Genomic DNA, 15,868 nt, shown 5'->3' on the forward strand with positions numbered 1-15,868 from the left:
CGCGTGGCCGGTCAGTCAGCGTCGTCGACTCCCTTTTCGGTCGCCGCGGCCGGTTCACACCGGCCGGTCGATGTGAGTGCCGTGGCCCTTCGTGCCGACTATCTCGCCGTCGTCGTAGGCGAGTTCGCCCTTCACGACGGTCTGGGTCGGCCAGCCGGTGACGTCTCGACCCTCGTAGGGGGAATAGCCGCTGACGCTGTGTAACAGTTCCGGCGTGACCGTCTTCGTCTCGTCGAGGTCGACGACGACGAGGTCGGCGTCGCTCCCGACTCTGACCGTGCCTTTCTTCGGGTAGCAGTTGAACGCCTTCGCCGCGTTGGTGCTCGTCACCTCGACGGCGCGTTCGAGCGAGATGCGGCCTTCGTTGACACCTTCCGAGAGGATGAGCGGGAGCATCACCGGCGTCGAGGGGAACCCGAGCAGGCTGTCGCGGATGCCCTCGCCGAACTTGTTCTCCGCGAGGTTGGCGCAGTGGTCGGTGCCGATAGTCGAGATAGTGCCGTCGGCGAGGCGCTCCCAGAGCGTCTCTTGGTCGGCTTTCGACCGGACCGGCGGGTTGACTTTCATGCGCTCGTCGCACTCCTCGGTGGTGAGCGCGAGGTAGTGGATGCACGTCTCGCCCCACGCCCGGTAGCCCGCGTCGTGGAGCGCGGCGAGTTCGTCGGCGGTCCCCCCGGCAGAGATGTGGACCGCGTAAAAACGGTCGTCGTAGCCGTGGACCTTGGCGAGCGCGGCCCCGGCGACCATGCTCTGGGTCTCGGCGTAGCCGGGGAACTCCTCGACCATCACCTCGTAGCCCTCGTCGGCGTCGGCGTCGGTGTCGTCGGACTCGGAGGTGACGTAGACGTTGCCGCCGGCGAGCGCGTTCGTGATTTCGACGTTCTCGGAGTGGTAGCCGAGCGTGGTCGGCACGTCCTGTTCGGCGAGTTTCCGGATGAAGGCGTCGCCGAAGTCGTCGTGCATGTCGCAGTCGACGCCGAACTTCTCGCGGGCGGCGTCCTTGTAGTTCATGTACCACTTGAACGTCGTGATGCCGAACTCCTCGATGATGGCGGGTATCTCCTCGACGTGCTCCATCGAGAGCAGGCCGAGCGAGAAGAAGTAATCGTGGTAGTAGTTCGGCTCCGCCTCGTCGAAGTAGCCCGGCATGATTTCCTCGTAGGCCCCGGCCCGGCGGAAGTAGTTCCCGATGGTGGTCACGCCGCCGACGAGGTCGGACTTGGACTCGGACTCGGCGTCCGCCTCCAGCCCGCGGTAGATGCCGTGGTGGGTGTGCGGGTCGATTGCGCCCGGAAGCACGTGCTTGCCCGTCGCGTCGATTTCCGTCTCGCCCGAGAGCGTCCCGGGCGCGGCGATGGCGGAGATGGTCTCGCCGTCGGCCGCGACGTCGGCTTCGAAGGTGCCGTGTTCGGGGGTGACGACGGTGCCGTTCGAGATGACGAGGTCGTGGGTCATAGCGTCTCGACCCACTCTTCGACCGCCTCGGTCTCGAGCACCTCGGCGTACTTCATCCACAGGTCGAGGAGGCCGATTTTGTGCGACGCCTCGATGCGGTCGAAGATGCACTCCTGCGGCAGGACGACGCTGAAGCCGTTCTGCTTGGCGTCGACCGCGGTGGCCCGGACGCACCCGCTCGTGGAGTTGCCGACGATGATGACCGAGTCGTGGCCGCCGCGGACGAGCCGCGAGAGCAGGTCGGTCCCGTAGAACGCCGACGCGTAGGACTTGTCGACGACGGTGTCGCCCTCCTCGGGCGCGACCGGGTCGACGATGTCGAGGTCGGGGTGGTCGGGGTCGTCGTAGCTCGACGGGACGACCCGCGTGTACGTCACCGGAAGCCCCTGTTCCCGCGCGAAATCGAGGAACGGGTCGATGTGCTCGATGGCGTCCCACGCGATGTCGCCCATCGCGGTGCGGTACTCCTCGATAGCCTCGAGGATGGGGACGTTCTCGCCGACGATGAGCCGCTGCATGTCGATGACGAGAACCATCGGGTTCTCGCCCATGCCGCGGGACTCCCACGACGAGGCGCCCTCCTTGTCGTAACCAGCCTTCGTGATGACCTGTTTATCCTGTTCAGATAGCAGGTCCTCCCAGATACGGTCTGTCATGACTCGCTTCGCCTGAGATGCGGTGGCATCCAGCATAAAAGTACGGCACGGTTCGCCGGGGTCATGTTACGGGGCGAACACCTCCAGCGTCCGCGCCACCCACTCGCGGTCGACGCCGGCGGGCGCGCGGACGACCGGCAGGTCGACGCCCATCTCGCGGAGTTCGGCGAGTCGCCCCCGCACGTCGTCGGGCGTGCCGACGAGCGCCACGAGGTCGAGGAAGTCGGCCGAGAGTTCGCGCGCCCCCGCCTCGGTCGTCGGCGCGGCGCGGACCGCCTCGACCTCGTCGCCGAAGCCGGCCTGCTCGGCCGCGCGGTCGTAGTAGCCCGGCACGTCCCGCAGGTAGTAGGCGACGTGTTCGGCCGCCGCCCGGCGCGCCTCGTCGGGGTCGTCGTGGACGGCGGTGAGGACGTACATCGCCACGTCCACGTCGCTCCGGTCGCGCCCGGCGCGGGCGGCCCCGGTGTCGAGCCACTCCAGCGCCTCCTCGAACTGCGGGCGGGGGTAGAGGTTCGGGAGCCAGCCGTCGGCGACCTGCCCGGTGAGTCGGACGTTCGCCGGCCCGAGCGCGCCGTTGTAGATGGGTATCTCCTCGCGGACGGGTTCGAACGCGTCCCAGAAACTCGTGCGCTCGGGCGAGAAGAACTCCCCGTCGAAGGAGTCGGCGTCGCCGCGGAGGTAGCGCCGCACGAGTTCGACGTACTCGTGGAGGCGCGACAGCGGGCGGTCGAAGGGGACGCCGTGGAACGTCTCGACGACGCCGGGGTGGGCGACGCCGAGGCCGAGAATCGTGCGGCCGTCCGAGTGGTCGTCGAGGGTCGCCGCGGCCGCCGCGAGCGCCGCCGGCGTCCGCGAGAACACGTTGACGATGCCCGTCGCGAGGCCGATTTCGTCGGTGTGGACGGCCCAGCGTTCGAGCTTTCCGAAGGCGGTTTTTCCCTGCCCCTCGGCGGCCCACGCCGACTCGTAGCCGAGTTCCTCGGCTCGGACGACGAGCGAGGGGTCGTCGCGGAGCGCGAACAGAACCGCGGTTCGGTCGCTCATTCCTCCGCCGGGACTGCGGCCGCGTCCTCGACCGGGACGACGCCGTCGACGGCGAGGTCGTTCCAGATGTCGAGACGCTCGATGAGGCCCCGGCGGACGACGTAGATATCGACGTAGCGAACGTCCGAGAACTCCTCACCGTCGTTGTCGACGCCGTAGAGCGACCCCGTGCTCACGACGGTGTCGCCCGCCTCTATCCAGCGGTCGAACTCCTTGGCCGCCCACTCGTACCGCGGTTCGAGGTGCGCGAGGAAGTCGTAGGCCGCGGTCGGTCCCTCGAAGGTCGCACCCGGCAGGGAGATGACGGCGTCCTCGGCGAACAGGTCTCCGACGGTGTCTCTGCGGTCGTCTTCCATCCGGTCGAAGAACTCCTCGACGATGTCTCGTGGCGAGTCCATGCGCTATGCGTGTTCTCAACCCACATAATTTTTCACTCCGATATTCCTGACTATCTGTTATTCCTGAACGTCCGAGACGGAGCGACAGCGGACGACGCAACGGCGAACGATATGCAACAGCAAGCGATGATGCAACAGCGAGCGATTCTACTCACGCACGCACCGCTGAGACCGGCGGAATCGGGAGGTTCGTTGGGACCGCCACCGCCGGAGGCGGTAGTTTTACGATAGAGTCTACCTAGCAGAGTGCATGGACGAACTAGCCCGGCGGACGCCGAGCGACGGCGTCGCCGAAGTCGTCTCGGCCGACGACATCGAGTGGGATATCGACACGGACGTGCTCGTCGCGGGCGGCGGGGGGACCGGCCTCGTCGCCGCGCTCGCGGCCAGCGAGAACCCCGACGTTCGTGTGACGGTGCTGGAGAAAGCGCCCGAGTGCGGCGGGAACACCTCGCTTTCGACGGGGATGATTCCCGCAGCGGGGACGCGACTCCAGCGCGAGGCGGGTATCGAGGAGACGCCCGCCGACATGGCCCGCGACATCTTGGAGAAAAACGATTACGAGGCCGACGAGGAGCGCGTGCGGTACCTCTGCGAGGAGAGCACGAACCTCATCCACTGGCTCGTCGACGACTGGGACGTCACGCTCCACGTCGTGGACGACTTCAAGTACCCCAAGCACTCCGAGTACCGGATGCACGCACCGGAGGGTCGAAACGGCGAGAACCTCGTCGCCGAACTGGTCGAGCGCGTCGAGTCGACGCCGAACATCGAACTCCTGACGAACGCACCCGTGAAGCAGCTCGTCGCCGACGACGGCGCGGTCCGGGGCGTCGTCGCCGGCCTCGGCCACGACGAGGCCATCGAAGCCGAGAAGGTCATCCTCGCCACCGACGGCTTCGCCGGCAACCGCGAGATGGTCACCGACTACTGCGAGGAGGACATCGAGCGGGCGCTGTACTTCGGCGCTGACGGCAACACCGGCGACGGCGTCCGCTTCGGCGCGGAACTCGGCGGCGAACTCGCCTGCATGGACGCCTATCAGGGCCACGCGACGGTGGCGAGCCAGACGGGGATGCTCTCGACCTACGCGGTCACGATGAACGGGGGCATCCTCGTGAATCGGGACGGCGAGCGGTTCGGCGACGAGTCCGCGGGGTACAGCGAGTTCGCCATCTCGGTGCTCAAACAGCCCGGCGGGCAGGCGATTCAACTGTTCGACGAGCGCATCTTCGAGCGACTCCGCGGGCAGTTCGAGGACTTCGACGAGGCCATCGAGCAGGGGACCTACCACAGCGACGACTCGGTCGCCGACCTCGCCGCGCGACTCGGTGCCGACGGCGAGCGCGCCGCGGAGACGGTCGCCGACTACAACGGGGCCGCCGCGGCGGGCGAACCGGACGAGGTGGGCCGCGTCGACGGCGCGAACCCGCTGGAAGCGCCCTTCTACGGGACCAAAGTCACCGGCGCGCTCTTTCACACGCAGGGCGGGCTCGTCGTCGACGAAGACGGGCGCGTCCTCCGAACCGACGGGAGTACGGTCGAGAACCTCTACGCCGGTGGTGGCACGGCCTGCGGTATCAGCGGCCACGGCGCGGGCGGCTACCTCTCCGGCAACGGGCTGACGACCGCGCTCGGCTACGGCCGCCTCGCCGGCATCCACGCCCGCGAGTCGCTCGACTGACGCGCCGACTCAGCCGACTCGGCCGACTCGACCGGCTCGATGCGGGAATATCTTCGGAACGTGACAACACGAGTACGATAGCATTTATTACAATTGGCACCAACCTCGTGATTGATTGCCATGGGTAAGACTCTCAAGTCTTCGACGAGCAACAGGCGGCGCTTCCTCAAAGCAACGGGTGCGAGCGTCGCGGCATTGACATTAGCCGGCTGTGCGAGCGACGACGCCGGAAACGGCGGCGGCGATTCGGGCGGCGACTCCGGCGGTGACTCGGGCGGGTCCGGCGGCGACACGGGCACCACGACGGGGACGCCCGAGCAGTCCGTCGACGAGGTCATCATCGGTTCGAACCACCCGCTTTCGGGCAGTCTCGCCGCGACGGGCGTCGGGATGAGCAACGCCATCAAACTCGCCGCGATGCGGAAAAACGAGGAGGGCGGCATCGAGTCGCTCGACGGCGCGGAAGTGACCGTCATCGAGGGCGACAACCAGGGCGCACAGGAACTCGGCGGACAGGTCAGCGAGGAACTGCTCAGCGAGGGCGCGCACGTCCTCACCGGCTGTTACTCCTCGCCGGTGACGACGGCGGCGACGCAGGTCGCAGAACGGCAGGGCGTCCCGTTCGTCATCTCCATCGCGGCGGCGGACAACATCCTGCAGGGCCGCGACTTCAACTACGTCTACCGGCCCCAGCCCCCGGCCCGCCGGCTGGCGAGCGACTACGCGGACCTCGTGCCGTCGGTCATCCGCGACGGCGGCGGCACCATCGACACGGCGGGGCTGTTCTACATCAACAACAGCTACGGGCAGGCGATTCGCGACAGCCTCCGCGAGTTCCTCCCCGAGCAGAACGTCGAAATCGTCGAGGAGACGGCCATCGAGTTCGGCGCGTCGAACGCCAACACGCAGGTGTCGCGGCTCCGGAGCGCCGACCCCGACACCATCATCGCCACGACGTACGTCGCCGGCGGCGTCCTGCTCGCGCAGGCGCTGCAGGACCAAGACTACCGGCCGCCGTATCTGACCGCGTCCGCGTCCGCGACGTTCACCGACGACGACGCCGTCAGCGACATCGGCGAGTTCGCAAACGGCGTGCTGGACAACAACTACGCGCTGAACCCGACGGTCGACAAGACCGCCGAGGTCCGCTCGCAGTTCCTCGACAACTACGACCAAGAATTCTCGGCGTCGGTCGGGATGGCCTACACCGCGGCCGAGGTCATCATCCAGGCGGTCGAAGAGGCCGGCAGCGTCGAGCGCGACGACATCAACGAGGCGCTCAAGAGCCTCAGCTACGAGGACCACATCTCCGCGATGGGCGCTATCGAGTTCGACGACCAAGGCGAGAACGTCAACGCGCTCGGCCCGGTGAACCAGGTTCAGGACCTCTCGGTCAAGGTCGTCTACCCCGAAGAGTACGCGGAGGCCGACCCACAGGTCTGACCGCGACCCTCGCGCCCGTCACGTCAACGAACCGTCCCGAAAGATAGCCACCTTTTATGGGGGTTGCCAACAATTCCCGAGCGTAGAAACCGCATGGGACACCTAGTCACATCGGTCGCGCCGCTGCCGCTGCAGGGCGGTGGCCTCGGCCGATTCATCGACCCGTTCGTACAGTTCCTGACTGACATCACCAACCTGGAGCCCGTCCTCCTGCAGTTGCTCGCGTTCGGCCTCCTGCTCGGGGGCGTCTACGCGCTGACGGCGCTCGGACTGACCATGATATTCGGCGTGATGGACGTCATCAACTTCGCCCACGGCGTCTTCCTCGTCGTCGGGATGTACTCGGTGTGGTTGGTCTCCGAGATGGCGGGTATCAGCCCGTTCCTCGGCATCCCCATCGCCGCCGCCGTGCTGTTCGTCCTCGGGGTGGTCGTCCACGTACTCACGGTCGAACCCATCATCGAGGCCCCCCAGCAGAACCAGCTCATCGCCACGCTGGGCGTCCTCTTTATCATCCAGTCGGCCATCGAAATCGTGTTCACGCCCGACCCCCAGCAGGTCGAACTCTCGCTCGGGTCGATACAGGTCGGCGGCGTCTTCATCCCGCTCGGACAGTTCTACGCGCTCGTCATCGCGCTCGGGACGATGCTCGCCGTGCGGGCGTTCCTGAACCGGACCGACCTCGGCCGGAAGATTCGCGGCACGGCCGACAACCGCGACGGCGCGCGCTACGTCGGCATCAACGTCCGCCGAATCAACTACCTCACCTTCGGTATCGGCGCGGCGCTGGCCGGCGTGGCCGGCGGCTCCATCGCGCTGTTCCAGCGGTTCGACCCCTTCACGGGCGAGACGTACCTCATCAACGCCTTCGTCATCGTCATCCTCGGCGGCCTCGGGTCGTTCCCCGGCGCGTTCGTCGGCGGCCTCATCGTCGGGATGATTCAGGTGTTCGGGGGCTACTACCTCCCCGGGACCACCGCGCAGGTGCTCATCTTCCTGCTTTTCATCGGGACGCTCCTCGTCAAGCCCGAGGGCCTCTTCGGAGGTGCTGAGGCGTGAGCGCCATCGAGACTGTCCGCGACCGCTACCGGACGTTCGACGACCAGCGGTACGCCCCGCTGGTGAAGGGCGTCGGGCTGTTCGGCCTGCTCGCGGCGCTCCCGACGATTATCGAAATCGACGTCGCCGGGATGGAACTCGCGGCGCTGTTGAGCCTGAAAGTGCTCATCCTCACGGTCATCTACGCCTACACGGCCCAGGCGTGGAACATCATGTCCGGCTACACCGGGCAGTTCTCCTTCGGGCACGCGGCGTTTTTCGGCATCGGCGCGTACGCCACGCAGGCGCTCGTCGTCGACGCCGCGGTGAACCCGTGGATCGGAATGCTCGTCGGCGGCGTGCTGGCCGGGGCCTACGGGCTCATCATCGGCGCGCTCTCGTTCCGCTTCAAACTGCAGGGCCACTACTTCGCGCTGGCGACGCTCGCGTTCGCGGAACTGCTCCGCTTCGTCGTCACCAACATGTCGGAGCTCCGCGGGGCCAACGGCTACTTCAAGGCGTTCCCGCGGGACTACGGCGCGGAGTACGGCCTCGTCGCCTTCCAGTTCCAGAACGACCTGCCGTACTACTACCTCATCGTCGGCTTCCTGCTCGTCGTGACGCTCGTCTCGTGGCTCATCAAGAACTCGTGGGTCGGGCTGTACTTCTTCGCCATCCGCGAGGACGAGCGGGCCGCCGCCAGCGTCGGCGTACCGAGCTTCCGATACAAGCTCATCGGCGTCGCTGTCAGCGCCTTCTTCACCGCCCTCGGCGGTGCCTACTGGTCGATGTACTTCAACACCATCCGCCCCGACACCGTGTTCGCGCTGTTCAAGAACGTCGAACTGCTCCTCCCCGCCGTCGTCGGCGGGCCGGGGACGCTTCTGGGCCCCATCGTCGGCTCGTTCATCGTCACGCCGGTCAGCGAAATCGCGCGGACGACGTTCTCCGACATCAACGGCCTCGACCGCATCATCTACGGCGCGTTCCTCGTGGCCATCGTCATCTACTCGCCGCGCGGCGTCGTCAGTTGGCCGAGCCAGGCGCGCGCGCTCTGGGAGCGCGTCCGCGGTGACGAGGAGGTGAGCGAGTGATGTCGGCAGACGAGACGAACGCGCAGAGCGTCGACGACGCGGACGCCGACATCGACCGCGACGGCGAGCAGATTCTGTCGGTCGAGGGCGTCGGCAAGCGCTTCTCCGGCCTGCAGGCGCTCGACGACGTGGACATGACCGTCAACCGCGGCGAGATTATCGGCCTCATCGGGCCGAACGGCGCGGGCAAGACCACGCTGTTCAACTGCATCAGCGGGGCGTTCCCGCCGACGAGCGGGACCGTCAGACTCGACGGCGAGGTCATCTCCGGCCTCCCGGCGCACAAAATCGCGCGGGCGGGGCTGGCGCGGACGTTCCAAATCACGCGCCCGCTGGAGGAACTGACCGTCGTCGAGAACGCGATGGTCGGCGCGCACATCCACACCCGCCGCCGGGGCGAGGCGCGCGAAATCGCCATGGAGACCCTCGAATTCGTCGGGCTCGCGGACAAGGCCGAAGAGGAGGCGGGCGAACTCACCGTGGGCGCACAGAAGCGCCTCGAACTCGCCCGCGCCGTCTCGACGCGGCCGGAAATCCTGCTCCTCGACGAGATTATGGCGGGGCTCACCCCGTCGGAGTCGAACCAGATGCTCGACCTGTTCCGCCAACTCCGCGAGCGCGGGACGAGCCTCCTCATCATCGAACACGACATGAAAGCCATCATGAACATCTCGGACTACGTGAAAGTGCTGGACCAAGGGAAGGGCATCGCCTTCGGCGCGCCCGAGACGGTGGTCGAAGACGACCGCGTCATCGAGGCCTACATCGGGGGGTTCGACGTCGATGCTTGAACTGAGCGGCGTCCGCGCGGGCTACGACGACATCGAGGTGCTCCACGGCGTCGACATGCACGTCGACGAGGGCGAAATCGTCGCGCTCATCGGCTCGAACGGCGCGGGCAAGACGACGACGATGCGCACCATCTGCGGCATCCTCTCGCCGAGCCGCGGCGAGATAACCTACCGCGGCGAGGAGATTCACTCGAAGGCGTCCCACGAAATCGTCGAGCGCGGCATCGTGCAGGTCCCCGAGAACCGCGACCTGTTCACCAACATGACCGTCATCGACAACCTGCTACTCGGCGCGCAGACCGAGGAGGCGAAGGCGGACCGCAAGGAGAACCTCGACGAGATGCTGGAGCTGTTCCCCCGGCTCGCGGAGCGCAAGAACCAGCGCGCCGGCACCATGTCCGGCGGGGAACAGCAGATGCTGACCCTCGCCCGCGCGCTCATGGGCGAGCCCGACCTGCTCATCCTCGACGAGCCCTCCATCGGCCTCGCGCCGCACCTCGTTCAGGAGGTGTTCGACGTCATCGAGGACATCCACGCGCAGGGCATGACGGTCCTCATGGTCGAACAGAACGTCCAGCAGACGCTCAAGCTGGCCGACCGGGGCTACGTCATGGAAAACGGCCGCATCAGCATGACCGCCGACGGCGACGAACTCCTCGAAGACGAGGGCGTCGTCGAGGCGTACCTCGGGGTGTGAGATGACCGACGAAGCGCTCGCGTCGTTCGTGTCTGACCTCGACCGGGGCGACCTCCCCGCGTCGGTCGCCGACCGCGCGTCCCTCGTCGTCGCCGACACCATCGGCGCGGTGCTGGGCGGCGCGTCGGACCCCGCGGTCGCCGCGCTGGCGCGCCGGTGGGCCGACGAGAACGGCGGCGAATCGACCATCATGGGGACCGCGGGCGAGCGGACCTCGGCGTACCGCGCCGCGTTCGTCAACGCGGCCGCCGGGAGCGTCCTCGAACTCGACGAGGGCCACCGCTTCGCGGCCGGCCACCCCGCCATTCACGTCCTCCCCGCGCTCCTCGCGGACGGCGAGTCGGCCTACCGCAGCGGCGACGAGTTCCTGACGGCGTTCGTCGCCGGCTACGAGGCGGCGGTCCGCGCCGCCGAGGCGGTTGTCCCGCTCGCCGACGGCCTCCACCCCCACGGCGTCTGGGGCGGCGTCGGGACCGCCGCGGCCGTCTCCCGGCTCCGCGGCCTCGACGCCGAGACGACGCTCGACGCGATGCGCATGGCGGCGAACTACGCCCAGCACACCCGGTTCGAGGCGGCCACCGAGGGCGCGACCGTCAGGAACGGCTACGTCGGGATGAGCAACCTCTCGGGGCTCCTCGCGGTCGACCAAGCCGAATCGGGGTTCACCGGCCTCGACGACGGCGTGGTCCGACACCTCGAACCCGTGGCCGCGGACGGCCCCGACCGGAGCGCCCTCGCCGACGAACTCGGCGAGCGCTGGGAAATCGAGCGCGGCTACTTCAAGGTCCACGCGGCCTGCCGCTACACCCACGCCGCCCTCGACGCCGTGGCGCTTCTCGTCGACGAGGCGGGCGTCGACGCGGCCGACATCGAATCGGTCACCGTCGAGACGTACCCCGCCGCGGCGGCGCTGTCGGACCCTGCACCCGAGAACGCCCTGCAGGCGAAGTTCTCCCTCCCCTTCGCCGTCGCCTCAGCGCTGACGGCCGGCGAGACCGGCAAGGAGGCGTTCACCGACGAGGCGCTGACGAAGGCCACGCTCGGGTTCGCCCGACGCGTCGACGTGGTCGCCACCGAGGAGTTCGCGGCCCGCGCCCCCGACGAGCGCGGCGCGCGCGTCACCGTCGGGACGGGCGACGGCGAGCAGTACGCCCGCGAGGTGCGCGCCGCCCGCGGCGGCGAACGCGACCCCTTCACCGAATCGGAACTCCAAGCAAAGTTCGACCGACTCGTCGCGCCCGTCATCGGCGACGGCGGCGTCGACGGCCTCTGGACCGCGGCGACCGAACCCGCCGCCCCCCGCGTGCTCTGCGCCCTCACTCGGGCCTGAGCACCCGTTCGACCACGCATTCAGACCATGATTTCACAGGAACCAGTCCGAGACTGGGAACGACAGGTGCACCGCTTTCTGACCGACGAGATACCCGAGGACGTGCGCGCCGACGGGGCGCGAATCGTCGCGGACGTGCTCGCGGCGACCGTCGCGGGGGCGGCCGCGCCACAGCACGCGGGCGTCTTCCGCGACGCGGCGCTGGCCGACGGCCCGGCGTCCGTCCTCGGGACCGACCGACGCGTCGACCCGTCGCAGGCGGCGCTGTTGAACGCGACGGCGGCGATAACACAGGAGATAGAGGAGGGCCACAACCGGGGCGGCCACGTGGGCGCGAGCATCGTCGCGGGCGCGGTGGGCGTCGCCGAGGCCCACGACGTTGGCGGCGAGACGTTCGTGGACGCCTGCGTCCGCTCCTACGAGCTGTGCGCGCGCTTCGAGTACGCCATCTTCGCGATGAAGGCCCGGATGAACGAGGCGATTCCGTGGCTCGTCCGCGACCCGCACTCGACGTGGACGACGCTCGGACCGGCGCTGACCGCCGCCGTCTGCGCGGGGCAGTCGCCCGACGAAGTGCGCGAGACGGTCCGGACCGCGCTGAACCTCGCGGTCGTCTCCATGCACGACCCCTTCGCCGAGGGCGCGCCGTCGCGGAACGTCACCGCCGGCTTCTCCGCGCAGGCCGGCGTGAGCGCCGCGGCGCTGGCCGCCGCCGGACTCCGGGGGTCGCCCGCCGCGATGGAGGCCGTCTACGACCCGTTCGAGACGCTCCTCGGTGACGGCGAGTTCGCCGCCCTCTTCGACTCGCTCGGCGACGACTGGTGGATTACCGAGGCCTACCAGAAGCCGTACCCGTCGTGTCGCTACACTCACGCCCCGCTCGACGCCCTGCGGGACGCCGGCGCGGACGACCTCACGCCCGCCGACGTGGACCGAATCGACGTGTACACCTACCGCAACGGCGTCGATATGAGCCACGCGCGCCCCGAGACGCTCACCGCAGCGAAGTTCTCGACGCCGTACGTCCTCGCCCGCTGGGTCGCGGACGGACGGGTCGAACTCGACCACTTCCTCGACGACGCGCTCGGCGACGAGACCGTACAGGCGCTCTCGGAGCGCGTCCACCTGCACGCGGACGAGGCGTTCGAGCGGGCGTTCCCCGACGACTGGGGCGCGCGCGTCGAAGTGACCGCCCGCGACGGAAGTCGCTATGTCGGCGAGCGCGAGTACCCCCGCGGCGACTACCGCGACCCGCTCTCGGGGTCCGACCTCGCCTCACGCAACCGCGACCTGCTCGCGTTCGGTCTCGGCGACGACGCCGCAGACGAGGCGCTCGGCGCGCTCTCGGCGGTGGATTCGAGTCCGGTCCGCGAGACCGTCGCCGCGCTGACACGGGGCTAGCCCGAACGCTCGTTCGGGTTCTCCGAACGAAACGCCAACAATTATTACCGCACTCAGTCATTGATAACTATGAACACGGACGGGCGCGAGACGGCCGGGACAATCGGCGCTACGAAAACGTCGTTCGGTGTCGTCGAACACATCAGAGACCACGACGCGAGCGGGGTGTCGGAGATAGCGAACGACCTCGGCATCTCGAAGAGTACGGCCCACAACCACCTCAAGACGCTCGCGGAGCTCGGCTACGTCGTCAGGCAGGGCGACGAGTACGCGCTGGGCCTGAAGTTCCTCGACCTCGGCGACCACGCACGGACGCGACACGCGCTGTACCACGCTTCCATCGGCGAGATGGACGACCTCGTCGAGGCCGTCGGCGAGCGCGGACAGGTGATGGTCGAGGAGAACGGCCGCGGCGTCTACATCTATCAGGTAAAATCCGAGCAGGGCCTCCAGACCGACTCGCACATCGGCACGACCGTCGACCTCCACACCACGTCGGTCGGCAAGTCCTACCTGGCCTTCTGCGACGAGGAGCGTCGAAACGAGATTCTCGACGGCGAACTGACGCGGCTGACGACGAAGACGATAGACGACCGCGACGCCCTCGAAGCCGAGTTGGCGACGATTCGCGAGCGCGGCTACGCCTTCAACGACGAAGAGCGCATCACCGGCATGCGGGCGGTCGGTGCGCCGATTCTCTCCGACGACGGGACCATTCTCGGCTCTATCAGCGTCTCCGGTCCCACCACGCGGATGAAAGGCGAGTGGTACCACACGGAAGTGCCGGAGATGGTGACGCAGGCCGCCCGCGTCATCGGCATCCGCGCGACGTACTCGTAATCGTCTCGCAGTGGCGAACGTCCGTTCGGCTGTGCTGTATTTCGTGCGATATTTGACGGTTGACGTGCTCGACATCCGGTGTCCGGAGACCGAGTCGACCGAGCGCGGAATCAAATTACACACATACGCTTGTAACGCCTCTCCGAGAGAGTCGGCTCCGACATTCGTAACACGGGGCGACTATCTCGCGAGGCGGTGGCTTCGAGGCGAGTCACTTCCGGCAGACATATAAGAAAAACGAGTACAGCAGAAACTTTGATAATTCTTCTCACCGCGGGCATCAAAAACGCGAGAAGAGCGGGCCAGTCAACCGTAGCAACACGACTGAGACCGACGGAAGAATCATGTTCGTCAACCTGAGATAATCGCCTCAGACGACCTTCAAACGGCGTTATTGTGGCATTGAGTCCACGACAGCATCACTGGTTCATCCCCGTATATTAGACGCTGAACGTCCGTTCGATTCGCTTCGTCGCGCGGCCAGTCATGGGTAGACGGGTGAATAAATAAATCAACATATATGTAGATATGTCGGGCAAAGTCGTTGTGTCCGGTTCGGCTCCGGCGACTGCCGAGAGGGGACGCCGCGGGGTCGAGAGCGCCGCCGCTCGAAGCGGTCGGCTGGGCGGGGACCGCGCGTGTCCCGGTCGCCGGCCGCGGAGCGAGTCAGTCGGCCATCGGGGCCTGCAACTCGCGTTCGACCTCGTCGTCGACCTCGACGGGGCCCTCGGCGAAGACGACGCCGTGGGCACCCTCTCGCTCCTTCGCACTCGCCGCGACGCGGACGAACGACGCCTTCTCGCGGGCGTCCGGGATAGTGTGACCGCCGCAGTAGCTCACACCCGAGCGAACCCCGCCGAGGAACTCCTCGACGAGCGGTTCGACCGGCCCCTTGTGGGGCGTGAGCGCCTCGACGCCCTCGCCCGCGTCCACGTCGCTCTGTTTGTCGTCGCGGTCGTCGGCCGCCTCCGTCGAGGCCATCCCGCGGGAGCGCTTGTACGTCTCGCCGTCGACCTCGACCACGTGGCCCGGTGCCTCGTCGGTGCCGGCGAAGAAGCTGCCCATCATGACGGTGTCCGCACCGGCCATGAGGGCCTTCGCGGCGTCGCCGGAGGTCCGAATCCCCCCGTCGGCCATGACGTGGATGCCGAGGTCGTGCGCCCGCTCGGCGCACTCCGAGACGGCCGTGAGCTGCGGATAGCCCGCGCCCGCGACCTCGCGGGTCGTGCAGTGCGAACCCGGTCCGACGCCGACTTTCACACAGCCCGCGCCGGCCTCCCAGAGGTCTTCGACGGCCGCCGGCGTGACGACGTTACCCGCGACGATTTCGGGGTCGAACTCGTCGCGAATCCGTTCGACAGCGTCCAGACACCGCTCCATGTGACCGTGAGCGATATCCATGACAATGGCGTCGGCGCCGGCGTCGAGGAGCGCCTCGGTCCGGTCGAGGTAGTCCTCGTTGATGCCGACCGCGCCCGAGACGGTCCCGCCCGCCTCGGCGACGCGGCGGACCTGTTCGGCCTGCTCGTCCACGTCGAGGAAGCGGTGGACGACGCCGAGGCCGCCGAGGCCGGAGAGCGCCGCCGCGAGGTCTGTTTCGGTGACGGTGTCCATAGCCGCGCTGACGAGCGGCGTGTCGAGGCGCAAGCCCGGCGTCACGTTGGTCGAGAGGTCCACGTCGCTCCGGCTGTCGACCGGGGAGCGCTGTGGAACCAGCAATACGTCTCCGTAAGAGAGTCCTGTGCGAATCTCCATCGTAACCCTCCACAGCCGAAGGGTGGGACGGTAATAACGCCCACGAACGCGGTTCACGTCGCCGCGGAACGAAACTATTACGCGCTGGCGCTCGTCTGTTCACTAACACACGGCGCCGCGTCTCGTGCGAATCTCCAACCCATCGTAACCCCAAGACGTTCGCCGTTCGCGGGCCGTGTGGTTCGAACCGTCCGCGAGCGACAGCGTCGCGCGGGAGCGAAGTATCGAACTCGAATCCGGGA

General features: G+C 67.7%; 14 protein-coding genes. 9 read left to right on the plus strand and 5 right to left on the minus strand.

What is annotated here, in order from left to right; all coding sequences use genetic code 11:
• Positions 1–54 precede the first annotated feature (54 nt).
• From C5B91_RS15215 to C5B91_RS15230, 4 genes are all read right to left on the minus strand, one after another.
• The gene (locus tag C5B91_RS15215; RefSeq protein WP_049968854.1) at positions 55–1,455 is read right to left on the minus strand and encodes a dihydroorotase family protein; all 1,401 of its coding nucleotides are present in this window, start codon (positions 1,453–1,455) and stop codon (positions 55–57) included.
• Positions 1,452–2,111 carry an isochorismatase family protein gene (locus tag C5B91_RS15220; protein ID WP_008093995.1) on the minus strand — a complete coding sequence of 220 codons (660 nt, stop codon included), beginning with the start codon at positions 2,109–2,111 and terminating at the stop codon, positions 1,452–1,454. The genes C5B91_RS15215 and C5B91_RS15220 overlap by 4 nt, the downstream gene beginning before the upstream one ends.
• Before the next feature lie 66 nt (positions 2,112–2,177).
• Positions 2,178–3,155, minus strand: a complete 978-nt coding sequence (locus C5B91_RS15225) for an LLM class flavin-dependent oxidoreductase (protein WP_115819953.1) — start codon at positions 3,153–3,155, stop codon at positions 2,178–2,180.
• Positions 3,152–3,553 (minus strand): nuclear transport factor 2 family protein, encoded by a 402-nt coding sequence (locus tag C5B91_RS15230; protein ID WP_049968857.1) that lies wholly within the window; start codon positions 3,551–3,553, stop codon positions 3,152–3,154. The genes C5B91_RS15225 and C5B91_RS15230 overlap by 4 nt, the downstream gene beginning before the upstream one ends.
• A 250-nt stretch (positions 3,554–3,803) precedes the next feature.
• Between C5B91_RS15230 and C5B91_RS15235 the strand changes: the two genes are divergently transcribed.
• The 9 genes from C5B91_RS15235 (at position 3,804) to C5B91_RS15275 (ending at position 13,871) form a co-directional block, all read left to right on the plus strand.
• Positions 3,804–5,237 (plus strand): FAD-dependent oxidoreductase, encoded by a 1,434-nt coding sequence (locus C5B91_RS15235; protein ID WP_115819954.1) that lies wholly within the window; start codon positions 3,804–3,806, stop codon positions 5,235–5,237.
• A 120-nt stretch (positions 5,238–5,357) separates the two neighbouring features.
• Positions 5,358–6,680, plus strand: coding sequence for an ABC transporter substrate-binding protein (locus C5B91_RS15240; RefSeq protein ID WP_049913466.1), 1,323 nt, complete (start codon positions 5,358–5,360; stop codon positions 6,678–6,680).
• A gap of 93 nt (positions 6,681–6,773) precedes the next feature.
• Positions 6,774–7,739 carry a branched-chain amino acid ABC transporter permease gene (locus C5B91_RS15245; RefSeq protein ID WP_004978186.1) on the plus strand — a complete coding sequence of 322 codons (966 nt, stop codon included), beginning with the start codon at positions 6,774–6,776 and terminating at the stop codon, positions 7,737–7,739.
• Entirely contained in the window at positions 7,736–8,812 is a 1,077-nt protein-coding gene (locus tag C5B91_RS15250; RefSeq protein ID WP_008094002.1) for a branched-chain amino acid ABC transporter permease, read from the plus strand. The genes C5B91_RS15245 and C5B91_RS15250 overlap by 4 nt, the downstream gene beginning before the upstream one ends.
• Entirely contained in the window at positions 8,812–9,603 is a 792-nt protein-coding gene (locus tag C5B91_RS15255) for an ABC transporter ATP-binding protein (RefSeq protein ID WP_004978182.1), read from the plus strand. The genes C5B91_RS15250 and C5B91_RS15255 overlap by 1 nt, the downstream gene beginning before the upstream one ends.
• Positions 9,596–10,300, plus strand: a complete 705-nt coding sequence (locus C5B91_RS15260; RefSeq protein WP_008094004.1) for an ABC transporter ATP-binding protein — start codon at positions 9,596–9,598, stop codon at positions 10,298–10,300. The genes C5B91_RS15255 and C5B91_RS15260 overlap by 8 nt, the downstream gene beginning before the upstream one ends.
• A gap of 1 nt (position 10,301) precedes the next feature.
• Positions 10,302–11,630 carry an MmgE/PrpD family protein gene (locus C5B91_RS15265; RefSeq protein WP_115819955.1) on the plus strand — a complete coding sequence of 443 codons (1,329 nt, stop codon included), beginning with the start codon at positions 10,302–10,304 and terminating at the stop codon, positions 11,628–11,630.
• A 27-nt stretch (positions 11,631–11,657) separates the two neighbouring features.
• On the plus strand, positions 11,658–13,031 hold the full coding sequence (locus tag C5B91_RS15270; protein ID WP_115819956.1) for an MmgE/PrpD family protein: 1,374 nt from the start codon (positions 11,658–11,660) through the stop codon (positions 13,029–13,031).
• Between the two features lie 69 nt (positions 13,032–13,100).
• The gene (locus C5B91_RS15275) at positions 13,101–13,871 is read left to right on the plus strand and encodes an IclR family transcriptional regulator (protein ID WP_115819957.1); all 771 of its coding nucleotides are present in this window, start codon (positions 13,101–13,103) and stop codon (positions 13,869–13,871) included.
• A gap of 666 nt (positions 13,872–14,537) precedes the next feature.
• On the opposite strand, the gene C5B91_RS15280 is transcribed toward C5B91_RS15275, so the two are convergent.
• A complete protein-coding gene (locus tag C5B91_RS15280) occupies positions 14,538–15,626 on the minus strand; it encodes a guanosine monophosphate reductase (RefSeq protein WP_081909256.1) in 1,089 nt (362 codons plus the stop codon).
• Positions 15,627–15,868: the final 242 nt, after the last annotated feature.

This window comes from Haloferax sp. Atlit-10N (assembly GCF_003586325.1).
In the GTDB taxonomy this organism is placed as follows: Archaea; Halobacteriota; Halobacteria; order Halobacteriales; family Haloferacaceae; genus Haloferax; species Haloferax prahovense.

Bases quoted from the DNA above. Each gene is read 5' to 3' on its own strand.
- C5B91_RS15215 (WP_049968854.1), bottom strand. From the start codon at position 1,455: ATGACCCACGACCTCGTCATCTCGAACGGCACCGTCGTCACCCCCGAA.
- C5B91_RS15220 (WP_008093995.1), bottom strand. From the start codon at position 2,111: ATGACAGACCGTATCTGGGAGGACCTGCTATCTGAACAGGATAAACAG.
- C5B91_RS15225 (WP_115819953.1), bottom strand. From the start codon at position 3,155: ATGAGCGACCGAACCGCGGTTCTGTTCGCGCTCCGCGACGACCCCTCG.
- C5B91_RS15230 (WP_049968857.1), bottom strand. From the start codon at position 3,553: ATGGACTCGCCACGAGACATCGTCGAGGAGTTCTTCGACCGGATGGAA.
- C5B91_RS15235 (WP_115819954.1), top strand. From the start codon at position 3,804: ATGGACGAACTAGCCCGGCGGACGCCGAGCGACGGCGTCGCCGAAGTC.
- C5B91_RS15240 (WP_049913466.1), top strand. From the start codon at position 5,358: ATGGGTAAGACTCTCAAGTCTTCGACGAGCAACAGGCGGCGCTTCCTC.
- C5B91_RS15245 (WP_004978186.1), top strand. From the start codon at position 6,774: ATGGGACACCTAGTCACATCGGTCGCGCCGCTGCCGCTGCAGGGCGGT.
- C5B91_RS15255 (WP_004978182.1), top strand. From the start codon at position 8,812: ATGTCGGCAGACGAGACGAACGCGCAGAGCGTCGACGACGCGGACGCC.
- C5B91_RS15260 (WP_008094004.1), top strand. From the start codon at position 9,596: ATGCTTGAACTGAGCGGCGTCCGCGCGGGCTACGACGACATCGAGGTG.
- C5B91_RS15265 (WP_115819955.1), top strand. From the start codon at position 10,302: ATGACCGACGAAGCGCTCGCGTCGTTCGTGTCTGACCTCGACCGGGGC.
- C5B91_RS15270 (WP_115819956.1), top strand. From the start codon at position 11,658: ATGATTTCACAGGAACCAGTCCGAGACTGGGAACGACAGGTGCACCGC.
- C5B91_RS15275 (WP_115819957.1), top strand. From the start codon at position 13,101: ATGAACACGGACGGGCGCGAGACGGCCGGGACAATCGGCGCTACGAAA.
- C5B91_RS15280 (WP_081909256.1), bottom strand. From the start codon at position 15,626: ATGGAGATTCGCACAGGACTCTCTTACGGAGACGTATTGCTGGTTCCA.